The following is a 25,284-nucleotide window of genomic DNA, read 5'->3' on the forward strand; positions in this document are numbered from 1 at the left end:
CCCCTGCCGGGCATCGTCGCAACGGACCGTTGCAGGCGCAAGCGGGGTATCTTCATGGGCCGGCCCCTAGAATCCGTCCCCATGCCCGGATCGACCCCCCGCCGCCTGCTGGTGCGCAGCCTCTGCCTGCTGGCGCTGCTGCCCGCACTGGCCTCCGCGCGCGACGCGCGCGCGGAATACCGGCTGGACCCGGTGCACACACGAGTGATGTTCGCGATTTCGCATGCCGGCTTCTCCCATGCGCTCGGCACCGTGTCGGGGAGCACCGGCACGGTGGTGTTCGACCCCGATGACTGGACGCACGCGCGTGTCGATGTGCGCGTGCCGATCGCGCGCATCGACCTGGGCGATGCCGACTGGAACAAGGCGACGCTGGCGAAGTCGTTGCTGGACGCGGAAGCGCACCCCGACGCGCGCTTCGTCTCCACGCGAATCGAGCCCGTCGATGCGACGCATGCGAAGGTGCATGGCGACCTCAGCCTGCGCGGCGTGACGCGCGAGATCGCCCTCGACGTCACCCTCAACGCCGCCAAGCGCCATCCCATGCCGCCGTTCCGTCGCACGGTCGGCTTCTCCGCCACCACCACGCTCAGCCGCGCCGATTTCGGCATCACCGCGTGGAAGTCGGTGATAGGCGACGAAGTGACGCTGCGCATCGAAGCGGAAGCGACCTACGATGGCAAGGCCGACGACGCCGATGCCGCGCCGCCCCCTTCCCCCTCGCCACAGGAGCCGACGCGATGACCCTCAAGAACACCGACGAGCGCTGGGGCGCCGTCAGCCAGCTGTTCCATTGGGTGATCGTGGTGCTGATCCTGGTGATGGCCTACCTGGGCCTGACCATGGGCGACCTGCCCAACGGGCCGCGCAAGATCGACATCTATGCGCTGCACAAGTCGATCGGCCTGACCATCCTGGCGCTGGTCGTGCTGCGCGTGCTGTGGCGCATGTATGCCGGCACGCCCTCCCCGGTCGCCGGCACGCCGACGTGGCAGCAGCGCGTGGCATCGGTGACACACTTCCTGTTGTACGCGCTGCTGTTCGCCATCCCGCTGTCGGGCTGGGTGCTGAACTCGTCCGCGGGCTATCCGCTGCAGTGGTTCAAGCTCTTCAACCTGCCGGCGATCACGGGCCGCAACGACGGCGTGCACGAAGCGGCCGAAGGCGCGCACGAGCTGCTGTTCTGGGTGCTCGTGGCGCTGGTGCTGGCGCACGCCGGCGCCGCGCTGTACCACCACCTGTTCCAAGGCGATGCCACGCTCACCCGCATGCTGCCAGGGCGCCGCAGGGCCCTTGCGCCGGCACCGGCGGCAGTGCCTGCTCCCTCTTCCCCCACTCCGCAGGATTCTCCCGATGAAAACCCCTGATCGTGCACGCCTCGCGCTCGTCTCCCTGTTGCTCGCCACCGCAGGACACGCGGCAGCGGCCGACTACGTACAGGCCCCCGGCTCGACGCTGGTGTTCGCCAGCAACTACCAGGGCGAAACCTTCACCGGCAAGTTCGGCAGCTTCGCCACCACGCTGAGCTTCGACCCCAAGCAGCTGGCCACCAGCAAGCTGGACGTCGCCATCCAGCTGGCCGGCACGCAGACCGGAAACAAGGACCGCGACGACACGCTGGTGTCGAGCGATTTCTTCAACGTGGGCAAGTTCGCGCAGGCGCGCTACACGGCGACCAAGTTCCGCGCGCTGGGCGGCAACCAGTACGCGGCCGACGGCACCCTCACGCTGCGCGGCGCCAGCAAGCCGGTGACGCTGACGTTCACCTGGACCCCCGGTGCGCAGCCGGTGCTGACCGGAAAGGCGACGGTGAAGCGGCTCGACTTCGGCGTCGGCGGCGGCGACTGGGCGGACACCTCGACCATCCCGAACGACGTCGCGATCAGTACGAAGGTCGTGCTGAAGCCGCGTTGATCCCTTGGGGCCGGCAGTCGCGCCGGTCCGTCGCATCCGGCGCCAAGGTGATGCGGCCCAGCCCGTAACTGAGGGCGCCCAATACATCGCCCTCGCGGTGATTGCGATGGCACGCCAGGCAATCCGGGCGGGCGCGGATAGGTCCCATCGCGCGCTCGCCGCCTGGCCCTGCCTGCACCACGATATCGGTGCCACCGATCAACCGGGCCAGGGCCTCGCGTTCCCATGCCTGCAGCGTACGGGTCGATGTGGGTAATGCGGGCATGGCGGCATCGTCGTCGCGATGCTGGAAGCCCATGAATCCCGCGCGATGGACGACGGGAGGATCGTGCCGGGCGACGCCGACCAGTTCGACGTCGAACACGCAGCGCCCTTTCTCGCCTACGCCTTCGAACTGGTAGTGGCGCATGCGCGCCATCATCGGCGTGACCCGCCGCTTGCCGAATCCCTGGCTGTCGATGAAGGCCTCGACGAAGGCGTCGTGCATGCGGCGCAAGGCCGCGTCGTCTTCGCCCGGGGTTTGGCCGCGGGCGTTCTGCGCGCAGATCGCGACTACGGCCAGCGCCAGCAACGCCCATCGCATCCGACCCATCGGTGAACCCCCGTGCACAGACGACGCCAGCCTAGCCCGCCACGCTCAAGCCGGGATGTCGCGTGCAGCGACCGTTTCGCGGACGGACAGCTTCAGCGCTGCAGGAATGCCACCAAGGCCTCGATGCCGAAAGGCCAGTCCAACTCCGCACCCGTGTCGCTGCGATGCAGCACGGGCACGCGGATGCCGTAGCGCACTTCCAGCGCGTCGTCACCGTCGATGAAAACGCTTTCGAACTCGGGAATGCGTGCATGGGCGAGCGTATCGAGTGCAAGGTCGCACAGGTGGCAATCGTCGCGCTGGTAGAGGATCAGGGACATCGTGGCCGGGAATGACGGGCGGCGCGCGTCTACCCGCTTAGAATAGCGGCCTTTCCGAAGCGGCCCGCAACATGGCAGTCAGCACGTTCGACCTGTTCAAGATCGGCATTGGTCCGAGTTCCTCGCATACGGTCGGGCCGATGCGCGCCGCGGCGCGCTTCGTCGCGCGCTGGCTGGTCGACGCCGGGCGCCTGCAGGACGTGGTGCGGATCCGTGCCGAAGTGTTCGGCTCACTCGCCCTGACCGGTCGCGGGCACGGCACCGACAAGGCGGTGCTGATGGGCCTGGAAGGCCACTATCCCAACGAGATCGATCCGGACATCATCCCGCCGGCGCTGGAGCGCATCCGCACCGGCAAGCGCATCCTGCTGGGCGGTACGCACGAGGTCGCCTTCGACGAGAAGCGCGATCTGCTGATGAACAAGCGGCAGAAGCTGCCGTACCACACCAACGGCATGCGTTTCACCGCCTTCGATGTGAACGACGAAGTGATCGCCACGCGCGACTACTACTCGGTCGGAGGCGGTTTCGTCGTCAATCAGGACGACGCGGCGGTGGACCGCATCGTCGCTGACGAGACGCCATTGCCGTACCCGTTCAAGAGTGGCGACGAGTTGCTGGCGCAGTGCCAGCGCAGCGGTCTGAGCATCGCGGCGTTGATGTTCGAGAACGAGAAGGCCTGGCGCAGCGAGGACGAGATCCGCGACGGCCTGCGCGCGATCTGGAACGCGATGCAGTCGTGCATGGCGCGTGGTATCCGAGAGGAAGGCACGCTGCCCGGCGGCCTGCACGTGTCACGCCGTGCACCGACGCTGCATCGCGAGTTGTCCAGCAAGCCGGAAGCCGCGATGCGCGATCCGCTGACCGTGCTGGACTGGGTGAACCTGTATGCGCTGGCGGTGAACGAAGAGAATGCCGCCGGCGGCCGCGTGGTCACCGCGCCCACCAACGGTGCGGCCGGCATCATTCCGGCGGTGCTGCACTACTACGATCGTTTCTGCCCCGGCAACAGCGAGCAGCGCGTGTTCGACTTCCTGCTCACCGCGGCGGCCATCGGCATCCTCTACAAGGAGAACGCCAGCATCAGCGGCGCCGAAGTCGGCTGCCAGGGCGAGGTGGGCGTGGCCTGTTCGATGGCGGCCGGCGGATTGGTCGCCGCACTGGGAGGCAGCCCGAGCCAGGTCGAGAACGCGGCGGAAATCGGCATGGAACACAACCTGGGCCTGACCTGCGACCCGATCGGCGGCCTGGTGCAGATCCCGTGCATCGAGCGCAACGCGATGGGCGCGGTGAAGGCGATCAACGCCAGCCGCATGGCGATGCGTGGCGACGGCAAGCACAAGGTCTCGCTCGACAAGGTGATCAAGACCATGCGCGACACCGGGCGCGACATGCAGGACAAGTACAAGGAAACCAGCCGCGGCGGGCTGGCGGTGAACGTCATCGAGTGCTAGATCCGATGGGCACGCTCCACCACTCGGAGGCGACGCTTCGATTCTTCGGGGAAGATCTCGTACCCGAGGAAATCACCGCACTGCTGGGCGTCGCCCCAACCGAGTCCTGCCGCAAGGGCGATGACATCAGTCGCAGAGCCGGTGTCGTGCGCCTAGCCAAGCGAGGAAGCTGGAGACTCCACGCCGAGCGTCGCGAACCCGAGAATCTCGAGGCGCAGATCGTCGAACTCTTGGAGCAGCTCCCCTCCGATTCAGGCATTTGGGCGTCTTTGTCCCGCTACAAGCCAGACGTGTTCTGCGGCATCTTCATGGAGAGTTTCAATGATGGCTTGCCGCTTTCGGCGAAAGTGCTCCTCGCTCTGGGAGAGAGGGGTATTTCATTGGATTTCGACATCTACAACCCGAATGGATGAGAGGTTGGCCGGCACTCAGGCGATCCATTCGCGCTCACGCCAGGGTAGTCCAAGCAAGCGGAGCGCATCCGGGGTCCGATAGACCCGCGAACGTGCGGGGCATGGCCTTCCGAATTGCAGTTCACGTGGCTCACCGGGTGGGGCCTTCGGCCTTACCCGGGCTACGACGTCCCTGCCAACTCCTCACAAAGAGGTTGGTTCGACAGGCTCACCACGAACGGATCCGGCTCCCATGCAGTCCGGGTAGGACACAGCGCGACCGGGGTACTGGATCTCGGCCAGGCTGGCCACGCAGCGGCACCCACCGCGTTTTCACGACCACGAGGCGACCCTAGTTGGGCGGGGATTCCCGGCCCTTTAGCGCGGCCGCCCCGCGCCGATACCGTTCTTGGTAAACCCACTTACCGGAGACGCGTCCTGTCCGACCCCGTCGACAAGACCCGCCGCGGCATGCCCTCGTGGCGGCGCCGACTGGCGGCCTGGTGCCTGCCCCTGCTGGGCGGGATGGCCGCGCTTTGTCCGACGGCGCATGCGCTGGACCCGTCCAAGTCGTTCCATCACTACGTCCGCAACCATTGGAGCCTGGAACAGGGCCTGCCCCAGCTCAGCGTGCTGGCCATCGCCCAGGACAAGCCCGGCTACCTCTGGTTCGGCACGCAGGCGGGCCTGAGCCGTTTCGATGGCGTGCGCTTCACCAATTTCGACCTGGATAACACCCCCGAACTGCCCAGCACCTGGATCCAGGCGCTGCAAACCGACCGCGAGGGCCGGCTGTGGATCGGCACGCCGCAGGGTCTGGCGGTGCGCGAAGGCAACCGCATCCGCACGATCGCGCTGGCTCCCGGCGAGGCGCCGGGCGTGGTCGACGTACGCGCACTGGCGCGCGATGGCCGCGGCCGCCTAATCGTCGCCACGAACCGCGGCGTCATGACGGTGGCGGCCGATCGCCTGCGGATGCTCCATCCGCTCGATGATGGCGGCGCGTTGGCCGTGCACGTGGATGACGACGACGCGCTCTGGGTCGGCGGCCGCGGCCGGGTGCACGTATTCGACGGCGCGGGCGAGCGGATCCTGGCCTTGCCTGCGCGTGCGGCGCTGGCCACCGTCACGTCGCTGGCGCGCCACGATGGCCGACTGTGGGCCGGCTGCGATGCCGGCCTGTTCGCGCTCGTGGGCCAGCACTGGCAGCCGCAGCGCGACGTGGCACCGGCCAGCGGAGGCGTACAGGCGCTCTACGGGGACCGCGACGGCATCCTGTGGGCGAGCACCCGCGACACGCTCTACCGCCTGCAGGCAGGACGGCTGCTGGAACGGATCGCGGCCGACGGTCCGTTGGCGGAAATCCGGGCGTTCTACGAGGACCGCGAGTCCAACCTGTGGCTCGGCAGCAACAACGAAGGCGCCAGCCGCGCGTGGAATGGCTGGACGCGCAGATACAGCCGCGCCGAGGGCCTGCACCAGCCGTTGCTGTGGTCGGCTGCGCAGGCCCCCGATGGCCGCGTGTGGGTCGGTAGCGACGACGGCGTGAGCGTGCTGGACGCCGGGCGCTTCCGCACGGTGGTGCCCGGCCGGGCGCTTCCGCATCCCGCCGCTTACAGCCTGTTGCCCGAGAACGGGCAGACGTGGATCGGTACCCGCGACGGCGCGGCGCTGTATCGCGATGGCCGCGTGCAACGCCCGGCAATGCTGGCCGCCATGGATGCCGCCCAGGTCAACGGCATCGTGCGCGACCGCCGCGGTCGCCTGTGGTTCGCCACCAGCACGGGCCTGTACCGCGAACAGGATGGACGCCTGAAGCACTACGGCGAATCCGCAGGCCTGCGCGACGTGCGCGTGCGCGTGCTGATGGAGACGCGCGACGAACGCCTGCTGGTCGGCACGCAGAGCGGCCTTTACGAATTCGTTGACGAGCGCCTGATCGCCGTGCCGTTCACCGGCACCGGCCTGGACGCGCCGCACGTCGTTTCGCTGCACGAACTCGCCGGCGGCCAGTGGCTGGTGGGGGCGCTGTCGGAAGAACTGCTGCTGCTGTTCGACGGCCAGCGCTGGACGCGCCTCGACAAGAAGCGCGGCATCCCGGCGAACGCGCCGTTCTTCTTCGCCGAAGACGCCCGCGGATTCCTCTGGGCGGCGGGCCTGCGCGGCATCTACCGCGTGCCGGTGGCGGACCTGCTGTCCGCCGCCGACGACCCGGCCTTCCGCGTGACGGCGCGGACATTGCTCAACGAGCGCGGCGATCGCCATGGTGGACAGAAGGGCGACTGCTGCAACGGCGCCGGCAACAGCCGCGGTTTCATGGTCGACAACGCACTGTGGTTGCCGACGCGCGACGGCGTGGTGGTGATGGCGACCGACCAGTCGCTCGCGAACGACTACGTACCCGAATCGGTGATCGAGCGCATACAGGTCCAGGGCGAGTGGCGGCCGGCGGAACGCGCCACCGAATGGTCGCTGCCGAGTGGCGCGCGCGACCTGCGCTTCGAGTTCACCACCCTCAGTTTCCAGGCCTCGGACCATATCGACATCCGGTACCGCCTGAAGGGCTACGATGACGCGTGGAAGCTGCTCGACGATCCGCACCAGCGCAGCGCCACCTACACCAACCTGCCGGCGGGGCGCTACGTCTTCGAAGTGCTCGGCACCAACAACAGTGGCGTGTCGGGGCGAGCCGCCGCCACCCAGGCGTTCTCCATCGCCCCGTACTTCTACGAAAGCCCGTGGTTCTACCTGCTGCTCGCGCTCGCACTCGCGATCCTCGTGCTGCTGTCCAACCGCTGGGTGCTGCGGCGCCACCACAACCGGCGTGTCGCGCTGGAACGCCTCGTGCAGCAGCGCACGCGCGACCTGCAGCAGGCGAACCGCCAGCTGGAAGCGATCAGCCTGACCGATCCGCTGACCGGCCTGCACAACCGTCGCTACCTGACCCGCCAGTTGCCGGCCGACATCGCCTATTACCAGCGCATGCCCGGCTTCGCGGCGGGCGTGGACGTGCTGGCGTTCGCGCTGCTCGACATCGACCATTTCAAGTCGATCAACGATGGCCACGGCCACCAGGCGGGCGACCACGTACTGCAGACCGTCGCGCACCGGCTGCGCACGCTGTCGCGCGACGGCGACTACGTCATCCGCTGGGGCGGCGAGGAATTCCTCATGGTCTTCCGCCCCATGCCACGCCACGAACTGCATGCGCTGGGGCGCCGCATCTGCCTGGCGATCGCCGCAGAGCCCGTCGACGTGGCGGGCGCGCGCCTCCAGGTGACGGCATCGCTCGGCGTGATCGGGTATCCGCCTTTCCCGGATGCCCCCGACCTGCTGGGGTGGGAGCAACTCGTCTCGCTGGCGGACCGTGCGCTGTACGAGGTGAAGGCGCAGGGCCGCAACGGGTGGGCGCTGTACGAAGCCGCGGCTTCGGTCTCGCCGCTGCCCGATGCCGACCACGTGCGTCGCGATCCCGGCGAACTCGTCCGGCGCGGACACTTGGTCCTGCGGGGCCCGCATCATCCGGCGTCGCCGACGCGCGGCGATTGACGGCATCGCAACGCGTCCGCGCTACGCTGTCGCGCCAGGTTGCGGATGCTCTCCATGAAGATGGTACTCCCGATGTTCGCCCTCGCGGCGATGTCCTTCGCCAACGTGTCCTTCGCGCAGACGACATCGACGCCACGCTACGGCGCGCGGCTCGAAGGCTTCGACTACCCGCATCCGGTGCGGACCTTCGCGTTCGCCTCGCAGGACCAACCGCTGGAGATGGCCTACCTGGATGTCGCCCCCGCCAGACCGAACGGTCGCACCGTCGTGCTGCTGCATGGCAAGAACTTCTGTGCGGCTACGTGGGACGCGACGATCACAGCACTGACCGGTGCGGGTTATCGGGTGATCGCGCCGGACCAGATCGGCTTCTGCAAGTCGAGCAAGCCGCCGCGCTACCAGTATTCCTTCGCCCAGCTCGCCGGCAACACCCACGCCCTGCTCGAGCAACTCGGCATCGAACGCGCGACGATCGTCGGCCATTCGATGGGCGGCATGCTGGCGGCACGCTTCGCCCTGCAATATCCACAGGCCACCGAACGCCTGCTGCTGGTCAATCCGATCGGCCTCGAGGACTGGAAGGCCGAAGGCGTGCCCTGGCGCAGCTTGGATGCCTGGTACGCGCGCGAGCAGAAGACGACCTTCGACAGCATCCGCGACTACCAGCGCACCGTGTACTACGGCGGCGACTGGAAGCCCGCCTACGAGCGGTGGGTGCAGATGCTCGGCGGCATGTACGCCGGCGACGGTGGAAAGGCCGTGGCGTGGAGCCAGGCGCTGACCTCGGACATGGTGTTCAACCAGCCGGTGGTGTACGAGTTCCCGTGCATCGCCGCAGCGACCACGCTGTTCATCGGCCAGAAGGATCGCACCGCGATCGGCAAGGATCTGGCCCCGCCGGACGTCGCCCAGCGGCTGGGCGATTATCCGACGCTGGGCAAGCGCGCCGCGGACGCGATTCCCGGTGCGACGCTGGTGGAATTCGCCGACCTGGGGCATTCGCCGCAAGTGGAAGCGCCGGCGCGCTTCAACGCAGCGCTGCTGTCCGCATTGCAGTAACTGCGGTTAGCGCATGGAGGCGATCGCCAGCACGTCGTCCAGCAAGGCCGCCGCGGTGACATCGGCACCGGCCCCCGGTCCCTGGATGACGAGCGGCTGTTCGGGATAGCGATCGCTGTAGATCGCGACGCGGTTGTCGGTGCCGCCGCCGCCACACAGCGGATGATCCAGCGGCAGCGCTTGCAGACCCACGCTGGCGCGCGCATGGTCGAAACGGCCGAGGAAGCGCAGTCGCGCGCCATGGCGGTAGGCCTCCTTGAAGCGCGCTGCCAGCGGCGCATCCAGCTGGCTGAGCGCGGCATCGAGCGCGGGCAGCGGCAGGGCGGCGAGTTCCTTGGGTACCAGCGAATCCACGCGCACGTCATCGGACTGCAGCGGAAGTCCTGCCGCCCGCGCGAGGATCAGCAGCTTGCGGCGGACGTCTTCGCCGGACAGGTCGAGTCGCGGATCGGGTTCGGTGTAGCCGGCCTGGCGCGCCTGGCGCACGAACCCGGAAAAAGGGCGCATGCCGTCGTACTGGTTGAACAGCCACGCCAGCGAGCCCGACAGCACGCCTTCGACGCGATGGATGCGGTCGCCTCCGTCCACCAGCGCGCGCAGGCTGCGCAGCAGTGGCAACCCCGCACCGACCGTGGCGGCGTCGCCGTACCGCGCACCGGAACCCGCGCGTGCGCGGGCGATCGCGTCGGCGCGCAGCCATGCGCCCCCGAGGCCGAGCTTGTTGGCGGTCACCACGTGCACGCCGCGCGACAGCCATTCGGCGTGCCAGTCGGCCACCGAATCGCTGGCCGTGGCATCGACCACGATGTCGCCCGGCCGCAGTGCTTCGCCCTCGGCCCACGGCGGAATGGCGTCCTCGCGGGATGCCGCTTGGTTCGCCTCCTGCAGGGCGCGCTGTGCCGACGTCCCGCACGCATGCAGGGCGCGGGAATTGGCCAGCCAGGCCAAGGCCGGCACCGGCAGTGCGCGTTCCTGCAGGCGCTGGTAACGCGCGACGAAGGCGCTGCCGACGACGCCGGTGCCGAGCAGCGCCAGCTTCGGCGCGGTACGCGGTGCCGTCGCAAGCCGGACGACCGTACTCATGCGTCGGCGAGCTTGCGCTTGGATTCGGTGGCGACGGCTTCGGCACGCGCGAGTGCGGCGGTGATGTCCGCCAGCAGGTCGTCGGTCGCTTCGATGCCGACCGACAGGCGCAGCAGGCCGTCGGAGACGCCGGCCTTGGCGCGCGCTTCCGGCGTCATCGCGGCGTGCGTCATGGTGGCCGGATGCGCCACCAGGCTTTCTACGCCGCCCAGTGATTCGGCCAGGGTGAAGTAGCGCAGGCCCTCGACGAAGGCGCGCACGGCTTCTTCGCCACCTTCTAGCTCCAGGCTCAGCATCGCGCCGAAGCCCTTCTGCTGGCGCGCCGCTACCGCATGTCCGGGATGCGTGGCCAGGCCCGGGAAGTAGACCTTCGACACCGCAGGGTGCGTCTCCAGCAACGCGGCGATGGCGTTGGCGTTCTCCTGGTGCGCGCGCAGGCGGGCGTCCAGCGTGCGCAAGCCGCGCAGCGTCAGGAAGCTGTCGAACGGCGAGCCGGTCAGGCCCAGCGCATTCGCCCACCACACCAACTGCTGATGGGTCTCCGCATCGCGCGCGATCACCGCGCCACCGACCACGTCGCTGTGGCCGTTGATGTACTTGGTGGTGGAGTGCAGCACGAGATCGGCACCGAACGCGATCGGCGTCTGCAGCGCCGGCGACAGGAAGGTGTTGTCCACCACCGTGCGCGCTCCCACCTTGTGTGCGGCCTCGATGACGAAGCGCAGGTCGGTGATCCGCAGCAGCGGGTTGGACGGCGTTTCGATCAGCACCAGCTTCGGCGACTGCGCCAGCGCATCGGCCAGCGAACGTGGATCGGTCAGGTCGGCAGTGATGAGTTCGAAATGCCCCTTCTTCGCCAGCGCGTTGAACAGGCGCCAGCTGCCGCCGTACGCGTCGTGCGGCACGACCAGGCGGTCGCCCGGCTCCAGCAGCGCATTCAACACCAGCGTGATGGCGCCCATGCCGGTCGCGGTGACGACGGCGCCGGCGCCGCCTTCCAGGTCGGCCAGCGCTTCGGCCAGCAGGTCGCGCGTGGGATTACCGCTGCGGGTGTAGTCGTATTCGCGCTTCTGCGCGAAGCCGGCGAAGCTGAAGTTGGACGACAACACGATCGGCGGCGTCACCGCGCCATAGGCGGTGTCGCGGTCGATGCCGGCGCGCACGGCGGCGGTGGCGGGACGACAGGGCGCGTCGCCATCGGTGGGGACGTAGCTGCTCATGCGGAATCTCCGGCGGCGCGCAGGGCCGAGGTCAGGATGGAATCGATGCGGTCGGTTTCTTTCAGGAAGGCGTCGTGGCCGTAGGGCGAGCGCAGCACGCGGAGCTGGCCCAGCGTGCCGAGGCCTTCGACCAGCGAGACGGAGTCGGACAGCGGCACCAGGCGGTCGCCTTCCACGGCGACCACCAGGGTGGGCACGCGCACGTCGGCGGGGTCGACGCGGTGCAGGTCGATGGATTCGGACAGGCGCACATAAGCGGTCACCGGCGTGCGCGCGACGTACTGCGCGCCGGCGGCGTCCAGATAGTCCTCGGCAGCCACGCGCACGCGGCCATTGACGATCTCGGGCGCCGCGTCGAAACGCTCGCCGAATTCCTCCGGTGTGCGGTAGCTCAGCATCGCGAACTGGCGTGCCAGCGACAGGCCCTGCGCATCGGCGCACTGCAGCTGGCCCAGCGTCACCGCGCGACGCTGCAGCGCGCGCCAGGCAGCGGCATAGGGATGGGCGCGGTGCGCGCCGCTGACGGCGATGAGCTTCTCCAGCCGTTCCGGATGGCGCACGGCGAACTGCAGGCCCACCAGTGCCCCGTAGGAATAGCCGACGAAGGCCTGCAGGCGCGCGATGCCCAGCGCCGACAGCAGCTTGGCGATGGCATCGGCCTGGTCGGCGGTATCGATGGGCGCGTCGAGGCGCCCGTCGGCGCCGACGAAGTCGAACGCGAGCAACTGGCGTTGCGAAGGATCCAGCGCGCGGTCCGCGCCGACCAGTTCGTTCAACCATCCGCTTTCGGCGAACACGTCGCTGGCGGCGAGGTGGCGATGCGCGGAGATGCCGCCGGCGACGAACACGACCGGGGCGCCCGTCGCGCCCTGGAGTTCGTAGCGCAAGGTCACCGCCCGCGTGCCGGCATGGCGCATGGCCAGCTCGACCACCACTTCACCCCGCAGCGCGCGCGGACCTGCGTCCTGCGGGGAAGACAGCGGAAACGCCTCGATCAGCGAGGGTTCGGGCAAGCGGTTCAGCGCGGGACTGGCGTAACTCATGGCGGCTTCCGGTGGGCATCCCTCGCGGGACGGGACTGCACCACCGAGCTTCGCGGAGCTCGCGTTCGCCGTGCGAGGGCACGGTACGAACCATCTTCCGGCAGACGCTGAGGTCCCCGCAGGATTTGGCACCACCACGGCGCTTGCGCGTCGCTGGCTGCCCCGGCTTCTTCGGGCCTGTCCCTCTGCCGGTCTCGATGGTGGAGCTACTTTGCCCCCGGCTCCGACCGATGTCAATCGCTTTATTCGGATGAAGCGATGGATTCTTGACCGCGATCCCGCTGCCGGCGGGTGCGGCAATGCCGCATAATCCCTGACATGACCTTGAAACCCCTTCTGGGCGGCCTGTTCGCGGCCTTGCTGGCCGGCTGTTCCACTGCCCCCCTGCACACCTCGACCCCGCCTGCGCCGCCGCCCAAGACCGCCGCCGACGCCATCCTTCCGGAAGCGTGGGTGTCCGCGCCGGTCGCCGGCGACGAACTGGATTCGCTGGTGGCGTGGCCGACCGAAGACGGCCCGGTGTGGCTGATCGCCACCGCCAAGGCGACCCACCACCTGGCCATCTACGATGCCGACACCGGTCAGCGACTGCGTACGGTCGGCACCCCGGGCGACGCGGTGGGCCAGTTCAACCGGCCGAACGGCATCGCCGTGTTCGGCGACCTGTTGTTCGTGGCCGAACGCGACAACCACCGCGTGCAGGCCTTCCGCCTGCCGGAGTTCGCGCCACTGGGCGCGTTCGGGGCCGATGTGCTGCGCTCGCCCTACGGCCTGTGGGTGCACGAGACCGCGCCGGGCGAGCTGGAGCTGTTCGTCACCGACAGCTTCATGGCCGATTTCCGCACGATGACCCTGCCACCGATGGCCGACCTGGATGGTCGCGTGAAGCGGTTCCAGGTGCGCGTCGAGGAGGGCGGGAAGCTGGAAACCCGACTGCTCGGGCAATTCGGCGATACCGGCGCGGCCGGCGCGCTGCGCATGGTCGAATCCATCGCCGGAGATCCGGCGCACGACCGCTTGCTGATCGCCGAGGAAGACCGCCGCGTCGGATCCACCCTGCGGGACTATCGGCTGGCGACCGGCGCCTACCGTGGCCACAGCCTGCCAACATTCGACGCCGATGCCGAAGGCATCGCGCTGTGGTCGTGCACCACCGAGGCCGGTTACTGGATCGCCGTGGACCAGCTGACCCCGACGCGCTTCCGCGTCTTCGACCGCGCCACGCTGGCGCCGTCCGGTGTGTTCTCAGGCAAGGTGGCGTCCAACACCGACGGCGAGACCGTCTACGCCATGCCGACCAAGCGGTTCCCGGCCGGCGCGCTGTTCGCGCTCCACAACGACGTCTCGCTGGCCGCCTTCGACCTGCGCGACATCGCCCGCGCGCTCGACCTGCAGGGCGATTGCCCGCGGTGAGCATGCGCGGGCTGGCCCTGGCCTGCGGCATCGTCATGCTGGTCGGCAGCGTGGGCGACCTCGCGGCTGCCCGCCTGTATCGATGGAAGGACAAGCAGGGCTATACGCAGTACGGCGACCAGCCGCCTCCGCCGGAGCAGTTGGCCGGCAGCGGCCTGGACGTCATGCGGTTCCGCAATCCGCCCAGTGCGCTGGTGCGGCTGCGGCTGGAGAAGCAGGGCACGCGCTACCAGGCGTGGGCCGACAACCTGATGCACGGGCCGGTGCAGGTGCAGTTGGGGTTCCGTCGGCAGCGCGACGTGCGCAGCGCCCCCGCCCTGCCCGCCCGTGCGGTGGTGCCTGCGCGCAGCAGCGTGCTGGTGGCCGACATCAGCGTGACCGATCCGCTGCGCGGCGGCGATTTCGAACTGACCCTCGACGGCATGCCGGGTGACCCCGCCAGCCAACCGCAGGATTACGAGTACCGCCTGCCGTTCGACTACGGCCGCGTGCGCGTGGACCAGGGCCCCGGCGGTCGCTTCAGCCACAGCGATGCGCAGAACCTGCACGCGGTGGATTTCGCGGTGCCGGAGGGCACCCGGATCGTCGCCGCGCGCGAGGGCCTGGTGATGCAGGTCGAGTCGGACTTCGACAAGGCCGGCCTGAACCGCGAGAAGTACGGTGGCCGCGCCAACTTCATCCGCATCCTGCATCCCGACGGCACCATGGCGCTGTACGCGCACCTGAAGGCCGAAGGCGCGCAGGTGCGCGTGGGCCAGTACGTGCGCAAGGGGCAGTACATCGGGCTGTCCGGCAACACCGGCTTCTCCACCGCCCCCCACCTGCACTTCGTGGTGCAGGCCAACCGCGGCATGCGGCTGGAGTCGGTGCCATTCCGTATGTTCGGCCCGCTTGGCCAGCTGCAGTTCCCCTCGGGCCGCTGAGACGGCTGACCCGCCGCGGCCGGTATAATCGCCGCCTTCCCGCTCCTTCAGCGCCCGTCCGGGCGCCCGCCCCATGTCCAATCCGACCAGCGCCGTGGCCGATGAAGCCGCGCGCCGCCGCACCTTCGCCATCATTTCCCACCCCGACGCGGGCAAGACCACGCTGACGGAGAAGCTGCTGCTGTTCGGCGGCGCGATCCAGATGGCCGGCTCGGTGAAGGGCCGCAAGGCGGCGCGCCATGCGACCTCCGACTGGATGGCGCTGGAAAAGGAGCGCGGCATCTCGGTCACCTCGTCGGTCATGCAGTTCCCGTACGAAGGCAAGATCGTCAACCTGCTCGATACCCCGGGCCACGCCGACTTCGGCGAGGACACCTACCGGGTGCTGACCGCGGTCGACAGCGCGCTGATGGTCATCGACGTGGCCAAGGGCGTGGAAGAGCGGACCATCAAGCTGATGGAAGTCTGCCGCCTGCGCGACACGCCCATCATGACCTTCATCAACAAGCTGGACCGCGAAGGCAAGGACCCGGTCGAGCTGCTGGACGAGGTCGAAAGCGTGCTGGGCATCCAGTGCGCACCGGTCACCTGGCCGATCGGCATGGGCCAGCGCCTGAAGGGCGTGGTTCACCTGCTCACCGGCGAAGTGCACCTGTACGAACCGGGCCGCAACTTCACCCGCCAGGACTCGACGATTTTCCCGTCGCTCGACGCGCCCGGCCTTGCCGACAAGATCGGCGCCGAAATGCTGGCGCAACTGCGCGACGAACTGGAACTGGTGCAGGGCGCCAGCCATCCCTTCGACAAGCAGGCCTACCTCGACGGCAAGCAGACGCCGGTATTCTTCGGCTCCGGCGTCAACAACTTCGGCGTGCAGCCGCTGCTCGATTTCTTCGTCGAGCACGCGCCATCGCCCCAGCCACGCGAAACCACCGGCCGCGAAGTGCAGCCTGCGGAGAACAAGCTGACCGGCTTCGTCTTCAAGATCCAGGCCAACATGGACCCGCAGCACCGCGACCGCGTGGCGTTCATGCGCGTGTGCTCGGGCCGCTTCGAGGCCGGCATGAAGACCTTCCACGTGCGCAGCGGCAAGGAGATGAAGCTGGCCAACGCGCTGACCTTCATGGCCAGCGACCGCGAGATCGCCGCCGAGGCCTATCCCGGCGACGTGATCGGCATCCACAACCACGGCACGATCTCCATCGGCGACACCTTCACCGAGGGCGAGGCGCTGTCGTTCACCGGCATCCCGAACTTCGCGCCGGAGCTGTTCCGCCGCGCGCGCCTGCGGGATCCGCTCAAGCTCAAGCAGCTGCAGAAGGGCCTGGCGCAGCTGAGCGAGGAAGGCGCGACGCAGTTCTTCCGTCCCCTGATGAGCAACGACCTGATCCTGGGTGCGGTGGGCGTGCTGCAGTTCGACGTGGTGGCCTACCGGCTTAAGGACGAGTACGGCGTCGACGCCTCGTTCGAGAACGTCAGCGTGGCCACGGCGCGCTGGATCCGCTGCGACAACGCGAAGAAGCTCGAGGAATTCCGCGACAAGAACGCCATGAACCTGGCGCTGGACGCGGCCGGCGAGCTGGTCTACCTGGCCCCGACGCGGGTGAACCTGCAGCTCGCCCAGGAACGCGCGCCCGACGTGCAGTTCCTCGCCACGCGGGAGCATGCGCACAGCGTTGATCCGGGATGAACCCCTCTCGCCCCGGCACGACGGTGAGTCCGTGTCTTGCAGGTTACGTTCGGCGGACACGGGCCGCCCCGGGATGCCGACCGGCGCGTTGATCCATTAGGCTTTCCCTGGCCGCCATCCGGCGGCGTCATGGGGAGATGTCGATGTATTTTCTCGGGATAGTCCTGCTGTTGGCAGGGGCGATCTGGATGACGGTGAATGCTGCGAAGAAGGACGGCGCGCTGGCTGCCGTCTTCTGCTTCATCTGCGGTATCTACACGATCTACTACGGCATCAAGAACTTCGCCGAGAACAAGATTCCGCTGATCCTGTTCCTGGCCGGATTCGCGCTGTGCCTGGTCTTCCGCCCCGACATGGCGGCACTGAGCGGCGCGGCAGTGATCTGATCCGCCTCGAGGCGGGCTGCCGGACCCTTCGGCAGCCCGCCGCAGGCTGACTGGACGGCCGCGGAGGCATGCACCTCATGCTGCATTGCGGTAACGTTGCGACATGAACGAGCCGACCTCTTTCGAAACCCTTCGTGCACGGAAACGCGCCGACCATCTGGTCGATCTGCGCGACGAGATCGCAAGCGCGCTGACGCACGGCCTCGGCGCCGTGGCGGCACTGGCGGGAGGCGCGGTGCTGATCACGCTCGCCGCCATCTACGGGGACGGCTGGCAGCTAGGCGCGTCGATCGTCTTCGGCATCACGCTGCTCCTGCTCTATACCGCGTCCACGCTCTATCACGCCATCCAGCATCCGGTCGCCAAGGGCCGCCTGAAGGTTTTCGATCACTGCGCGATCTACCTGCTGATCGCGGGCACCTACACGCCCTTCACGCTGATCGGCCTGCGCGGGCCGTGGGGCTGGGGACTGTTCACCGCGATCTGGACGATCGCCATCGCCGGCGTGATCTTCAAGCTGTTCTATACCGGCCGCTTCAAGCTGCTGTCGACGATCCTCTACATCGCGATGGGCTGGCTGGTGGTGGTGGCGATCAAGCCGTTGCTGACCTCGGTGGATCCGTGGACGCTCGGCTGGCTGCTGGCCGGCGGCCTGTTCTATACGCTGGGCACCTTCTTCTACCATCGCGAATCGATCCGCTATTCGCATGCGATCTGGCACCTGTTCGTGATCGCCGGCAGTGTGTGTCACTTCGTCGCCGTCACCCAGCAGGTGCTGATGCCGCGGCTGGCGTGAAACGCGCGTCGACGTTCGTGTCCCGCACATGAACCGCCTAGCCTGCGTTTCGCAACCCGTGAACACGCGGTTGCCAACCATGGGCCCATGACCGCGACTTCCACTCCTCGTCGTCGTTTCGCCTTGCGCCCCCTGTCGCGTACCGGCGCGATCGTGATCGGCGTGCTGGCGGCGATCATCGTGGTCATCGCCGTGCTGTTCGAATGGAACTGGCTGCGTCGCCCCATCGAACGCATCGTCGAATGGCAGACCGGCCGCAGCTTCCACATCGCCGGCAATCTCGACGTGGATCTCGGGCGTGTGACCACGGCGCGCGCGGAGGGGCTGACGTTCGGCAATGCCTCGTGGTCCCGTGTGCCGACCATGGCGGCAGCGGATCGCGCCGAGGTGAGCGTGGAAGTCTTCCCGTTTCTCTTCAGGCGCGAGACACGGATCCCGCGCGTGCGCCTGACCCATCCCCGGCTGCGCCTGGAGACAGGGCCCGAAGGCGTGGGCAACTGGGTCTTCGGTGACCGCTCTGGCGAAAACCGGACGCGCTTTCGCGAGCTGTGGATCGATGACGGTCGCTTGCTGTTTCTCGACCCCGTGCGCAAGACCGATCTGGACATCCAGCTTTCCAGCATCCGGCAGGCGACACCGGATGCACCGGCGGCAGTCGACCTGAAGGGCAAGGGCCGCTGGGCAGGCAATGCGCTCACGCTGCAGGGCCAGGTGGCCTCACCGCTCGCGCTGCGCGACACCGACAAGCCCTACCGTATCGACCTGCGCGCCAGGGCCGGGGCGACACGCGCGCATGCACGCGGCACGCTGCTCGATCCGTTCCGCTTGCGCGACTTCGACCTGCGCTTGATGCTTGCGGGGCAGGACATGGAGGATCTGTTCCCCCTGATCGGCATCGCGACCCCTTCCACGCCCCCCTATCGCCTGGACGGGCGATTCACGCGCGACGGCAACACATGGCGCTACGACGATTTCACCGGCGTGGTCGGCGACAGCGACCTTGCCGGTACGGCCAGCGTCACCGTGGGGCGCGAACGCCCGCTGTTCAAGGCGAACCTGGTGTCCAAGCGCCTGGATTTCGACGACCTGGCCGGGTTCGTCGGCGCGCCTCCGCAGACCGACGCCCGCGAAGCCAGCAACGCAGAGCAGCGTGCGGAAGCGGCGGCGTTGGCGGCGGATGCACGCGTGCTGCCGGACACGCCCTACAACCTCGCCAAGCTGCGCGCGATGGATGCCGACGTCCGCTGGAAGGCGCACCGCATCAACGCGCCGGGCCTTCCCATCGACGACATGGACGCGCACCTGCTGCTGGATGCCGGCCTGTTGCGGCTGGAGCCGTTGAACTTCGGCGTCGCGCAGGGCGATATCCGGTCGCAGATCCGCATGGATGCCCGCAGCGACACCATCCGGACACAGGCGACGATCGCCGCGCGCCGGCTGGACCTGGGTGAGCTGTTTCCGCAGGCCGAACTGACGAAGACCGCCATCGGCCGCATCGGCGGCGACATCAAGATCACCGGGACCGGCAACTCGGTCGCCGGCATCCTGGGCACGGCCGATGGCGACATCGCGCTCGGCATGGGCCGTGGGCAGATCAGCAACCTGCTGATGGAACTCGCCGGCCTGGACATCGCGGAGTCATTGAAGTTCCTGGTCACCCGGGACAAGACCGTGCCGGTACGCTGTGCCTTCGGCGACTTCGCGGTCAAGGACGGCGTGATGGACGCCCGGTCGCTCGCCTTCGATACCAGCGACACGATCATCGTCGGCACCGGCCGCATCAGCCTGAAGGACGAAACACTGGATCTGGAAATGAGGCCGCGTCCGAAGGATCGCAGCATCCTCGCGTTGCGCTCGCCGCTGGTCGTCGGCGGCACGTTCAAGGACCCTTCGTTCCGTCCCGACTTCAAACGCCTGGGCCTGCGCGGCGCGGTCGCGGTGGCGCTGGGCAGCATCGCCCCGCCTGCGGCGCTGCTGGCGACGATCGAGGTGGGGCCGGGCGAAGACAGCGCGTGCGGCGGCCAGTACGCGAAGTGATGCGGCTCAGCTGGCGATGTAGCGCTGCAGCTGGTCCAGTTCCACCTGCTGGTCTTCGATCACCGCCTTCACCAGATCGCCGATCGAGATGACGCCGACGATGGCGTCCCCGTCGGCCACCGGCAGGTGGCGGATCCGGTGCTCGGTGACGACCTTCATGCAATGGTCGACGCTGTCGTCGGGCCGAACGGTGACGACTTTCGCCGTCATGATGTCGCGCACCGGCGTGTTGGAAGACGAGCGCCCCTGCAACACCACCTTGCGGGCGTAATCGCGCTCCGACACGATGCCGCACAACCGTGGCCCCTGCATGGCGAGCACGGCGCCGACGCCTTTTTCGGCCATCAGCCTGATGGCGTCGAGGACGGAGGCGTCGGGGGATACGGCGAAGACTTCAGGGGCCTTGGCCCCCAGCAACTGACGAACCGTGCGCATGGCGATCTCCGGGATAGGGAGCGGGTCGATCTGGCCCGGCCAAGGATACTCCTGCCGACGCGGGTTGCCACGCATCCACCAGGTACAGGGGTCGCTGCTTGGATTCCTCGTACAGGCGCCCCAGGTACTCGCCGATCAGTCCCAGTGCCACCAGCTGCGTGCCGCCGAGGAACAGGATCACCGTCATCATCGTCGGCCAGCCGGCCACCGGATCGCCGAACAGCAGCGCCTTCCCGACGATGTAGATCGCAAAGGCGAAGGCGAGCAGCGCGGTCAGCACGCCGATGTAGGTCGCCACGCGCAACGGCGCGGTGCTGAAGCTGGTGATGCCCTCCAGCGCGAAGTTCCACAGCTTCCAGAAGCCGAAACTGCTGCTGCCCGCCACGCGCGCATCGCGATGGTACGGCACCGATTTCTGGTTGAAGCCCACCCAGCCGAACAACCCCTTCATGAAACGGTGGCGCTCGCGCAGTTCGCGCAGCGCCGCCAGGGCACGCGGCGACAGCAGGCGGAAGTCGCCGGTGTCGGCCGGGATGGGCGTCTTCGACAGGCGACCGATCACGCGATAGAACGCATGCGCGGTGGCGCGCTTCAGCCAGCTTTCGCCCTCCCGCTCGACGCGCGTGCCGTGCACGTTGTCGTAGCCGGCCTGCCAGGCGCGCACGAAGTCCAGGATCAACTCCGGCGGGTCCTGCCCGTCCGCATCGAGGATTACGGCCGCACCGGTGTCCACGCGGTCCAGGCCGGCGGTCAGCGCCGCTTCCTTGCCGAAGTTGCGCGACAGCCGCAACAGCGACACCCGCGGATCGTCCGCCGCCAGCGCGCGCATCACCGCCCATGTGTCGTCGCGGCTGCCGTCATCGACGTAGAGCACGCGACCCTGCACGCCCTCCAGCGCGTCCAGCGACGCCAGGATGCGCGGGTGCAGCAGCGGCAGCGCTTGCGCTTCGTTGTACGCCGCCACCACGACGGTGACCTGAGGCGCCGCGCCGATCATGGCAGCGCCTCGAGATAGGTGGTGCCGCCGATCTGCCGCACCTGGCGTTCGATGCGTGTCGCGCGCCGCTGCACGTACGGCCCGGGACGAGGGGCGCTGTAGCGGCGGGGGGACGGCAGCACGGCGGCCAGACGCGCGCTTTCGTTGGACGTCAGGCGCGCGGCGTCCTTGCCCCAGTAACGTCGTGCCGCCGCCTGCCCGCCATAGACGCCGTCGCCGAACTCGGCGACGTTGGCATAGACCTCCAGGATGCGGCGCTTCGACCACAGGGTTTCGATCAGCAGCGTGTACCAGGCCTCCAGCCCCTTGCGCGTCCATCGGCTCACGCGGTTGCTGCCCTGCCAGAGGAAGAGGTTCTTCGCGACCTGCTGGCTGATCGTGCTTGCGCCGCGCAGGCGCGTCACCGGCCTGCCGCGCTTCTCCGCGCGCTCGACCATCTTGCGGTTGTGCACGCGCGCCTTCTCGATCGCCGCCAAGTCGAAGCCGCGGTGCGTGGCGAAGTTCTGGTCCTCCGCCGCGACCATCGACAACGGCAGGCTTGGCGCCATCTCGTCCAGATCGCGCCAGTCGTAGGCCAGCCGGAAACCGACGTCTCCCTTGCCCCAGGCCTCGACCAGGCGCGCCGCCATGAAGGCGGTGAACGGCGGGTCGACGAAACGCAGCACGACGACCTGCAGCACGCTGGCAGCAGCGAACAGGAAAGGCAGGGCGAGCAGCCAGCGGAGCCAGCGGCGACGGGCTACGCGGGGAATGGAACCGTCCGATTTTGAGCGCATGGCATCCAAATGCGAGAATGGGGTCTCAACAGTCCGCTGGTCATCCGCCTTATGAACGCACGCACCGAGACGCTGGTAGCCGACTTGATGAGAGAGGGCGACCAGCTGGCCCAAAGCGGCCAGTCCGTCTCCGCAGCGGTCCGTTGGCACAAGGTGCTCGAGCTCGAGCCGGAGTTTCCGCCAGCGCTCAACCACCTGGCCATGCAGGCCATGCAGCGGGGCGACCTGTCCGTCGCGCGCGACCTGTTGCAACGCGCCGTGGCAGCGGCACCGGACTATACGATGGCGCACGCCAATCTGTCCCGGGTCTACTCCGCCATGGGCGACGCGGATGCCGCCCTGGCCCAGATCAATGCCGCCCTCAAGGCAGAACCGGTCGCATGGGGCGTGCACATCGAAAAGGCACGCCTGCTGGAGGAACGCGGCAAGGACCGCGCGGCCGCGTCCTCCTACGGCGCAGCGATGGCCTACATGCCCGAGGCGCTCCAGCAGGCGCCCGAACTGCAGCCGTTGATCCAGCATGCTCGCCGCAAGGTGGCGGAGAACCAGGCGCAGATGCGCGAGTTCCTGCTCGCCCGGATGGGGGACCAGTTGCGCACCGGCTCGCCGCGCCAGCTCGAGCGCTTCCAGCACAGCCTGGATGTGGTGACCGGACGTCGCGACATGGCGCTGTCCCGGCCGCTGACGCTGCCGTTCCCTCGCTTGCCGTCGATACCGATCTTCCATCGCGAGGATTTCGACTGGGCGCCCGCCGTCGAAGCCGCTTTCCCCGACATGCTCCGTGAGCTCCAGTCATTGCTGGAGGAAAACGCAGAGTTCGTCCCCTACGTGGAAATGTCGGACTACGAGCCCAAGGGACAGTTCGCGCCGCTCGATCGCAATCTGGACTGGGGCGCCTACTATTTCTGGAAAAGCGGCAAACTGGACGAAGACCACGCCAGGCGCTGTCCCAAGACCGTTGCCGCATTGTCCGACCACGCCCCCATGTGCAGGGTGCCGGACCGCGCGCCGGTGACGTTCTTCTCCGCGCTCAAGCCGGGCACGCATATCGCGCCCCATCACGGGGCAACGAACACCCGCCTGACCGTCCACATGCCGCTGATCATCCCCCCCGACTGCGCACTTCGCGTCGGCGGCGAAACGCATGTCTGGAAGCCCGGCGAGTTGGTGATGTTCGACGACACCATCCTGCACGAAGCCTGGAACAACAGCGATCGCCTGCGCGTGGTGCTCATCTTCGACGTATGGCATCCCATGTTGACGTCAGTCGAACGGGAACTGGTCTGCACGACCATCCAGGGAATGCTGGATTACAACGGCCACGACGCCATGGGTGAGCTGTGAACGACGGGGTGACCCGCTTCCTGCTGCCCGCCGCCGGCGTCCGCGGCGTGGCGGTGCGTCTCGAAGACACCTGGCAGACCGTCGGTGGCCGCGCCGACTACCCGCCGTCGGCCCGCGAGCTGCTCGGCGAAGCCAGTGCGGCGGCGGTGCTGTTCACGGGTCATACCAAGGTCGACGGGCGCCTGTCGATCCAGCTCCGCAGCCAGGGCACCTTGCGGAGCCTGTTTGCCGAATGCACCGCGGCGGGTACGGTGCGCGGCATCGCGCAGTTGTCCACGGCCGGAGACGCGCCGCGCGACCTCCGCGACCTGGGCGAGGACGCCCTGCTGGCGATCACCGTTGAAAACCCCGGCCTGGACCCGCGCGAGCCGCAGCGCTACCAGAGCCTGGTCGGCCTGCAGGCCAGCCGCCTGGCAGAAGCCTTCGAAGACTACTTCCGCCAGTCCGAGCAGCTGCCGACGCGCCTGCTGCTGGCCGCCGACGGTGACCGGGCCTGCGGCCTGATGCTGCAGAAGCTGCCCGGCGACGAAGGCGATGACGATGGCTGGAGCCGGGCGGGCGCCCTGTTCGATACGCTGAGCGAGGCCGAGCTGCTGGCCACGCCCGTGCCGGTGCTGCTGCACCGCCTGTTCCATGAGGAAGCCCCGCAAATCCTGACGGAGCGCGCAGTTCGCTTCGGCTGCTCTTGTTCGCGGGAACGGGTCGAGAGCATGCTGCAGTCGTTGGGAGAAGAGGAAGCGACCGCGGCGCTGGCCGATGGGGTGGCGGAAGTGCGTTGCGAGTTCTGTGGGCAGGAGTATCGGTTCTCCGCCCCGCAGATCGCGGAACTATTCAGCCAGCTGCGGGTCGACATGGAAGCGCCCAGCCGCCTTCAGTAGTTCCGGCGGTCGGCGGGCAGCGTCGGGGACTTGTTAAAGAAACATAAACGGCATAGCATCGGTTCCCCTTCGGGAGGGGAACTCCGGGTCGACCCAGGAGTCTGAAGCCAGCCATGAACCTGCGTAGCCTTTCACTGCCGCTCGCCCTGCTGCTCGCCCTTGGCGGGGCGGCGGATGCGCATGCGCAGAAAAGCACGCGCAAGCCGGCCGCGGACCCGCAGGCGACCGCCCTTCCCATCTGGAACAACGACGGCAAGGTCGAGGCAGTGCTGCTGCTCGAGCCGACCGGCCAGGCCGAGGCCGGCGCGCGTTGGCGCCTGGGGCGCAACTCACTGACCACCGCATTCGGCCTGGACAGCGGCGACGCCCTGGGCCTGGTGTGCAACCGCAAGGCGGGTGTCGTCGGCAACATCGGCAACCTGGCGAGCCACTGCATGCTGGCCACGCTCGGCGACGATGATCAGGACACGGCAAGCCAGCGCGTGAGCGCATCCGCCGTCCTGAGCCGTCCCGGGGGCAAGCTGGGACTGTCGGCCGGCACCGGCCGCGACACCCTGCCGGCCTGGCTGTCCTCGGGCCGCGGCGGAAGCCGGGTTGAGCAGAACGACCTGGCCGTGTTCGGGCAGAAGAACATCGGACGCGAAGGGTTCGTGTCGATCGGCGGCGCCGTGGCCAAGGCCACGCTGGTGCCCGTCTCCGACCTGCCGGCTCTCGCCGATCGCTGGAACAGCCGCAGCCTGACCGTCGGCGGTGGCTACGGCCCCTTCAGCGCCAATATCGTCGGCCGCGTCATCGACGTGCCCGGCCAGCCTGGCAAGTTCGAAGGCTTGGGCCTCGGCCTGACCTGGCGCACTCCCTGGAGTGGGCAGCTGACGGTCGGGGCCGAAAACGTCATCACCCGCGGCAAGAATCCCTTCTCGTTGACCAACGAGAACGCCGACGAAGGCACCGTGCCGTACGTGCGTTACGAGCAGGACCTCTAG

General features: G+C 68.3%; 23 protein-coding genes, 1 pseudogene and 1 riboswitch. Of the genes and pseudogenes, 16 read left to right on the forward strand and 8 right to left on the reverse strand.

Annotated elements, in window-relative coordinates:
- Positions 1-111: 111 nt before the first annotated feature.
- From CYU89_RS01440 to CYU89_RS01450, 3 genes and pseudogenes are all read left to right on the forward strand, one after another.
- Positions 112-744 carry a YceI family protein gene (locus tag CYU89_RS01440; protein WP_296278566.1) on the forward strand — a complete coding sequence of 211 codons (633 nt, stop codon included), beginning with the start codon at positions 112-114 and terminating at the stop codon, positions 742-744.
- Positions 741-1,307: pseudogene (locus CYU89_RS01445) on the forward strand (cytochrome b); the annotation flags it as partial. The gene CYU89_RS01440 and the pseudogene CYU89_RS01445, both read left to right, overlap by 4 nt.
- Before the next feature lie 46 nt (positions 1,308-1,353).
- The gene (locus tag CYU89_RS01450; RefSeq protein ID WP_296278436.1) at positions 1,354-1,914 is read left to right on the forward strand and encodes a YceI family protein; all 561 of its coding nucleotides are present in this window, start codon (positions 1,354-1,356) and stop codon (positions 1,912-1,914) included.
- Here CYU89_RS01450 and CYU89_RS01455 read toward each other — a convergent pair.
- Complete coding sequence (locus tag CYU89_RS01455) at positions 1,883-2,497, reverse strand: hypothetical protein (protein WP_296278437.1); 615 nt, start codon at positions 2,495-2,497, stop codon at positions 1,883-1,885. The genes CYU89_RS01450 and CYU89_RS01455 overlap by 32 nt on opposite strands.
- 101 nt (positions 2,498-2,598) lie before the next feature.
- On the reverse strand, positions 2,599-2,826 hold the full coding sequence (locus CYU89_RS01460; protein ID WP_296278438.1) for a glutaredoxin family protein: 228 nt from the start codon (positions 2,824-2,826) through the stop codon (positions 2,599-2,601).
- A gap of 71 nt (positions 2,827-2,897) precedes the next feature.
- Here CYU89_RS01460 and CYU89_RS01465 point away from each other — a divergent pair, with 71 nt between their 5' ends.
- The 4 genes from CYU89_RS01465 (at position 2,898) to CYU89_RS01480 (ending at position 9,280) form a co-directional block, all read left to right on the forward strand.
- Positions 2,898-4,280, forward strand: coding sequence for an L-serine ammonia-lyase (locus CYU89_RS01465; protein WP_296278439.1), 1,383 nt, complete (start codon positions 2,898-2,900; stop codon positions 4,278-4,280).
- Positions 4,281-4,285: 5 nt separating this feature from the next.
- Positions 4,286-4,693: a DUF4279 domain-containing protein gene (locus tag CYU89_RS01470; RefSeq protein WP_296278440.1), complete on the forward strand. Its 408-nt coding sequence runs from the start codon at positions 4,286-4,288 to the stop codon at positions 4,691-4,693.
- A gap of 450 nt (positions 4,694-5,143) precedes the next feature.
- The gene (locus CYU89_RS01475) at positions 5,144-8,221 is read left to right on the forward strand and encodes a ligand-binding sensor domain-containing diguanylate cyclase (protein WP_296278441.1); all 3,078 of its coding nucleotides are present in this window, start codon (positions 5,144-5,146) and stop codon (positions 8,219-8,221) included.
- A gap of 90 nt (positions 8,222-8,311) precedes the next feature.
- Positions 8,312-9,280, forward strand: a complete 969-nt coding sequence (locus CYU89_RS01480; protein ID WP_296278567.1) for an alpha/beta hydrolase — start codon at positions 8,312-8,314, stop codon at positions 9,278-9,280.
- Between the two features lie 6 nt (positions 9,281-9,286).
- Here the strand turns inward: CYU89_RS01480 and CYU89_RS01485 are convergent, their stop codons facing one another.
- From CYU89_RS01485 to CYU89_RS01495, 3 genes are read right to left on the reverse strand one after another with little or no spacing between them, the layout of a single operon-like run.
- The gene (locus CYU89_RS01485) at positions 9,287-10,363 is read right to left on the reverse strand and encodes a homoserine dehydrogenase (RefSeq protein ID WP_296278442.1); all 1,077 of its coding nucleotides are present in this window, start codon (positions 10,361-10,363) and stop codon (positions 9,287-9,289) included.
- Positions 10,360-11,583: an O-succinylhomoserine (thiol)-lyase gene (locus CYU89_RS01490; protein ID WP_296278443.1), complete on the reverse strand. Its 1,224-nt coding sequence runs from the start codon at positions 11,581-11,583 to the stop codon at positions 10,360-10,362. The genes CYU89_RS01485 and CYU89_RS01490 overlap by 4 nt, the downstream gene beginning before the upstream one ends.
- On the reverse strand, positions 11,580-12,581 hold the full coding sequence (locus CYU89_RS01495; protein WP_296278568.1) for a homoserine O-succinyltransferase: 1,002 nt from the start codon (positions 12,579-12,581) through the stop codon (positions 11,580-11,582). Before CYU89_RS01495 ends, CYU89_RS01490 begins: the two co-directional genes overlap by 4 nt.
- A 132-nt stretch (positions 12,582-12,713) precedes the next feature.
- Positions 12,714-12,830: riboswitch (SAM riboswitch) on the reverse strand.
- A gap of 114 nt (positions 12,831-12,944) precedes the next feature.
- Between CYU89_RS01495 and CYU89_RS01500 the strand changes: the two genes are divergently transcribed.
- From CYU89_RS01500 to CYU89_RS01525, 6 genes are all read left to right on the forward strand, one after another.
- Complete coding sequence (locus tag CYU89_RS01500; protein ID WP_296278444.1) at positions 12,945-14,039, forward strand: phytase; 1,095 nt, start codon at positions 12,945-12,947, stop codon at positions 14,037-14,039.
- 2 nt (positions 14,040-14,041) lie between these two features.
- Positions 14,042-14,962, forward strand: coding sequence for a M23 family metallopeptidase (locus tag CYU89_RS01505; RefSeq protein ID WP_296278445.1), 921 nt, complete (start codon positions 14,042-14,044; stop codon positions 14,960-14,962).
- Positions 14,963-15,035: 73 nt separating this feature from the next.
- Positions 15,036-16,652, forward strand: a complete 1,617-nt coding sequence (locus tag CYU89_RS01510; protein ID WP_296278446.1) for a peptide chain release factor 3 — start codon at positions 15,036-15,038, stop codon at positions 16,650-16,652.
- 188 nt (positions 16,653-16,840) lie between these two features.
- Positions 16,841-17,038 (forward strand): hypothetical protein, encoded by a 198-nt coding sequence (locus CYU89_RS01515; protein WP_296278447.1) that lies wholly within the window; start codon positions 16,841-16,843, stop codon positions 17,036-17,038.
- A gap of 103 nt (positions 17,039-17,141) precedes the next feature.
- The gene (locus CYU89_RS01520) at positions 17,142-17,834 is read left to right on the forward strand and encodes a hemolysin III family protein (RefSeq protein ID WP_296278448.1); all 693 of its coding nucleotides are present in this window, start codon (positions 17,142-17,144) and stop codon (positions 17,832-17,834) included.
- Between the two features lie 87 nt (positions 17,835-17,921).
- The gene (locus CYU89_RS01525; RefSeq protein ID WP_296278449.1) at positions 17,922-19,871 is read left to right on the forward strand and encodes an AsmA family protein; all 1,950 of its coding nucleotides are present in this window, start codon (positions 17,922-17,924) and stop codon (positions 19,869-19,871) included.
- Between the two features lie 6 nt (positions 19,872-19,877).
- Here the strand turns inward: CYU89_RS01525 and CYU89_RS01530 are convergent, their stop codons facing one another.
- The 3 genes from CYU89_RS01530 to mtgA are packed head-to-tail and all read right to left on the reverse strand — an operon-like array spanning position 19,878 to position 22,079.
- Positions 19,878-20,306 carry a CBS domain-containing protein gene (locus tag CYU89_RS01530; RefSeq protein WP_296278450.1) on the reverse strand — a complete coding sequence of 143 codons (429 nt, stop codon included), beginning with the start codon at positions 20,304-20,306 and terminating at the stop codon, positions 19,878-19,880.
- Positions 20,266-21,303, reverse strand: a complete 1,038-nt coding sequence (locus CYU89_RS01535) for a glycosyltransferase family 2 protein (RefSeq protein ID WP_296278451.1) — start codon at positions 21,301-21,303, stop codon at positions 20,266-20,268. Before CYU89_RS01535 ends, CYU89_RS01530 begins: the two co-directional genes overlap by 41 nt.
- Positions 21,300-22,079, reverse strand: a complete 780-nt coding sequence (mtgA, locus tag CYU89_RS01540; protein ID WP_296278452.1) for a monofunctional biosynthetic peptidoglycan transglycosylase — start codon at positions 22,077-22,079, stop codon at positions 21,300-21,302. The genes CYU89_RS01535 and mtgA overlap by 4 nt, the downstream gene beginning before the upstream one ends.
- 51 nt (positions 22,080-22,130) lie before the next feature.
- On the opposite strand from mtgA, the gene CYU89_RS01545 reads away from it, so the two are divergent.
- From CYU89_RS01545 to CYU89_RS01555, 3 genes are all read left to right on the forward strand, one after another.
- Positions 22,131-23,423: an aspartyl/asparaginyl beta-hydroxylase domain-containing protein gene (locus CYU89_RS01545; RefSeq protein WP_296278453.1), complete on the forward strand. Its 1,293-nt coding sequence runs from the start codon at positions 22,131-22,133 to the stop codon at positions 23,421-23,423.
- A complete protein-coding gene (locus CYU89_RS01550) occupies positions 23,420-24,301 on the forward strand; it encodes an Hsp33 family molecular chaperone HslO (protein ID WP_296278454.1) in 882 nt (293 codons plus the stop codon). The genes CYU89_RS01545 and CYU89_RS01550 overlap by 4 nt, the downstream gene beginning before the upstream one ends.
- 119 nt (positions 24,302-24,420) lie before the next feature.
- Entirely contained in the window at positions 24,421-25,284 is an 864-nt protein-coding gene (locus tag CYU89_RS01555; RefSeq protein WP_296278569.1) for a hypothetical protein, read from the forward strand.

Origin of the sequence: Pseudoxanthomonas sp. (assembly GCF_002863005.1) — a bacterium.
Taxonomy (GTDB): Bacteria; Pseudomonadota; Gammaproteobacteria; order Xanthomonadales; family Xanthomonadaceae; genus Pseudoxanthomonas_A.

What these genes read in the sequence shown, in the direction of transcription:
- CYU89_RS01450 (WP_296278436.1), top strand. Translation starts at nt 1,354, where the DNA reads ATGAAAACCCCTGATCGTGCACGCCTCGCGCTCGTCTCCCTGTTGCTC.
- CYU89_RS01455 (WP_296278437.1), bottom strand. Translation starts at nt 2,497, where the DNA reads ATGCGATGGGCGTTGCTGGCGCTGGCCGTAGTCGCGATCTGCGCGCAG.
- CYU89_RS01460 (WP_296278438.1), bottom strand. Translation starts at nt 2,826, where the DNA reads ATGTCCCTGATCCTCTACCAGCGCGACGATTGCCACCTGTGCGACCTT.
- CYU89_RS01465 (WP_296278439.1), top strand. Translation starts at nt 2,898, where the DNA reads ATGGCAGTCAGCACGTTCGACCTGTTCAAGATCGGCATTGGTCCGAGT.
- CYU89_RS01470 (WP_296278440.1), top strand. Translation starts at nt 4,286, where the DNA reads ATGGGCACGCTCCACCACTCGGAGGCGACGCTTCGATTCTTCGGGGAA.
- CYU89_RS01475 (WP_296278441.1), top strand. Translation starts at nt 5,144, where the DNA reads ATGCCCTCGTGGCGGCGCCGACTGGCGGCCTGGTGCCTGCCCCTGCTG.
- CYU89_RS01480 (WP_296278567.1), top strand. Translation starts at nt 8,312, where the DNA reads ATGTCCTTCGCCAACGTGTCCTTCGCGCAGACGACATCGACGCCACGC.
- CYU89_RS01485 (WP_296278442.1), bottom strand. Translation starts at nt 10,363, where the DNA reads ATGAGTACGGTCGTCCGGCTTGCGACGGCACCGCGTACCGCGCCGAAG.
- CYU89_RS01490 (WP_296278443.1), bottom strand. Translation starts at nt 11,583, where the DNA reads ATGAGCAGCTACGTCCCCACCGATGGCGACGCGCCCTGTCGTCCCGCC.
- CYU89_RS01500 (WP_296278444.1), top strand. Translation starts at nt 12,945, where the DNA reads ATGACCTTGAAACCCCTTCTGGGCGGCCTGTTCGCGGCCTTGCTGGCC.
- CYU89_RS01505 (WP_296278445.1), top strand. Translation starts at nt 14,042, where the DNA reads ATGCGCGGGCTGGCCCTGGCCTGCGGCATCGTCATGCTGGTCGGCAGC.
- CYU89_RS01510 (WP_296278446.1), top strand. Translation starts at nt 15,036, where the DNA reads ATGTCCAATCCGACCAGCGCCGTGGCCGATGAAGCCGCGCGCCGCCGC.
- CYU89_RS01515 (WP_296278447.1), top strand. Translation starts at nt 16,841, where the DNA reads ATGACGGTGAATGCTGCGAAGAAGGACGGCGCGCTGGCTGCCGTCTTC.
- CYU89_RS01520 (WP_296278448.1), top strand. Translation starts at nt 17,142, where the DNA reads ATGAACGAGCCGACCTCTTTCGAAACCCTTCGTGCACGGAAACGCGCC.
- CYU89_RS01525 (WP_296278449.1), top strand. Translation starts at nt 17,922, where the DNA reads ATGACCGCGACTTCCACTCCTCGTCGTCGTTTCGCCTTGCGCCCCCTG.
- CYU89_RS01530 (WP_296278450.1), bottom strand. Translation starts at nt 20,306, where the DNA reads ATGCGCACGGTTCGTCAGTTGCTGGGGGCCAAGGCCCCTGAAGTCTTC.
- CYU89_RS01535 (WP_296278451.1), bottom strand. Translation starts at nt 21,303, where the DNA reads ATGATCGGCGCGGCGCCTCAGGTCACCGTCGTGGTGGCGGCGTACAAC.
- mtgA (WP_296278452.1), bottom strand. Translation starts at nt 22,079, where the DNA reads ATGCGCTCAAAATCGGACGGTTCCATTCCCCGCGTAGCCCGTCGCCGC.
- CYU89_RS01545 (WP_296278453.1), top strand. Translation starts at nt 22,131, where the DNA reads ATGAACGCACGCACCGAGACGCTGGTAGCCGACTTGATGAGAGAGGGC.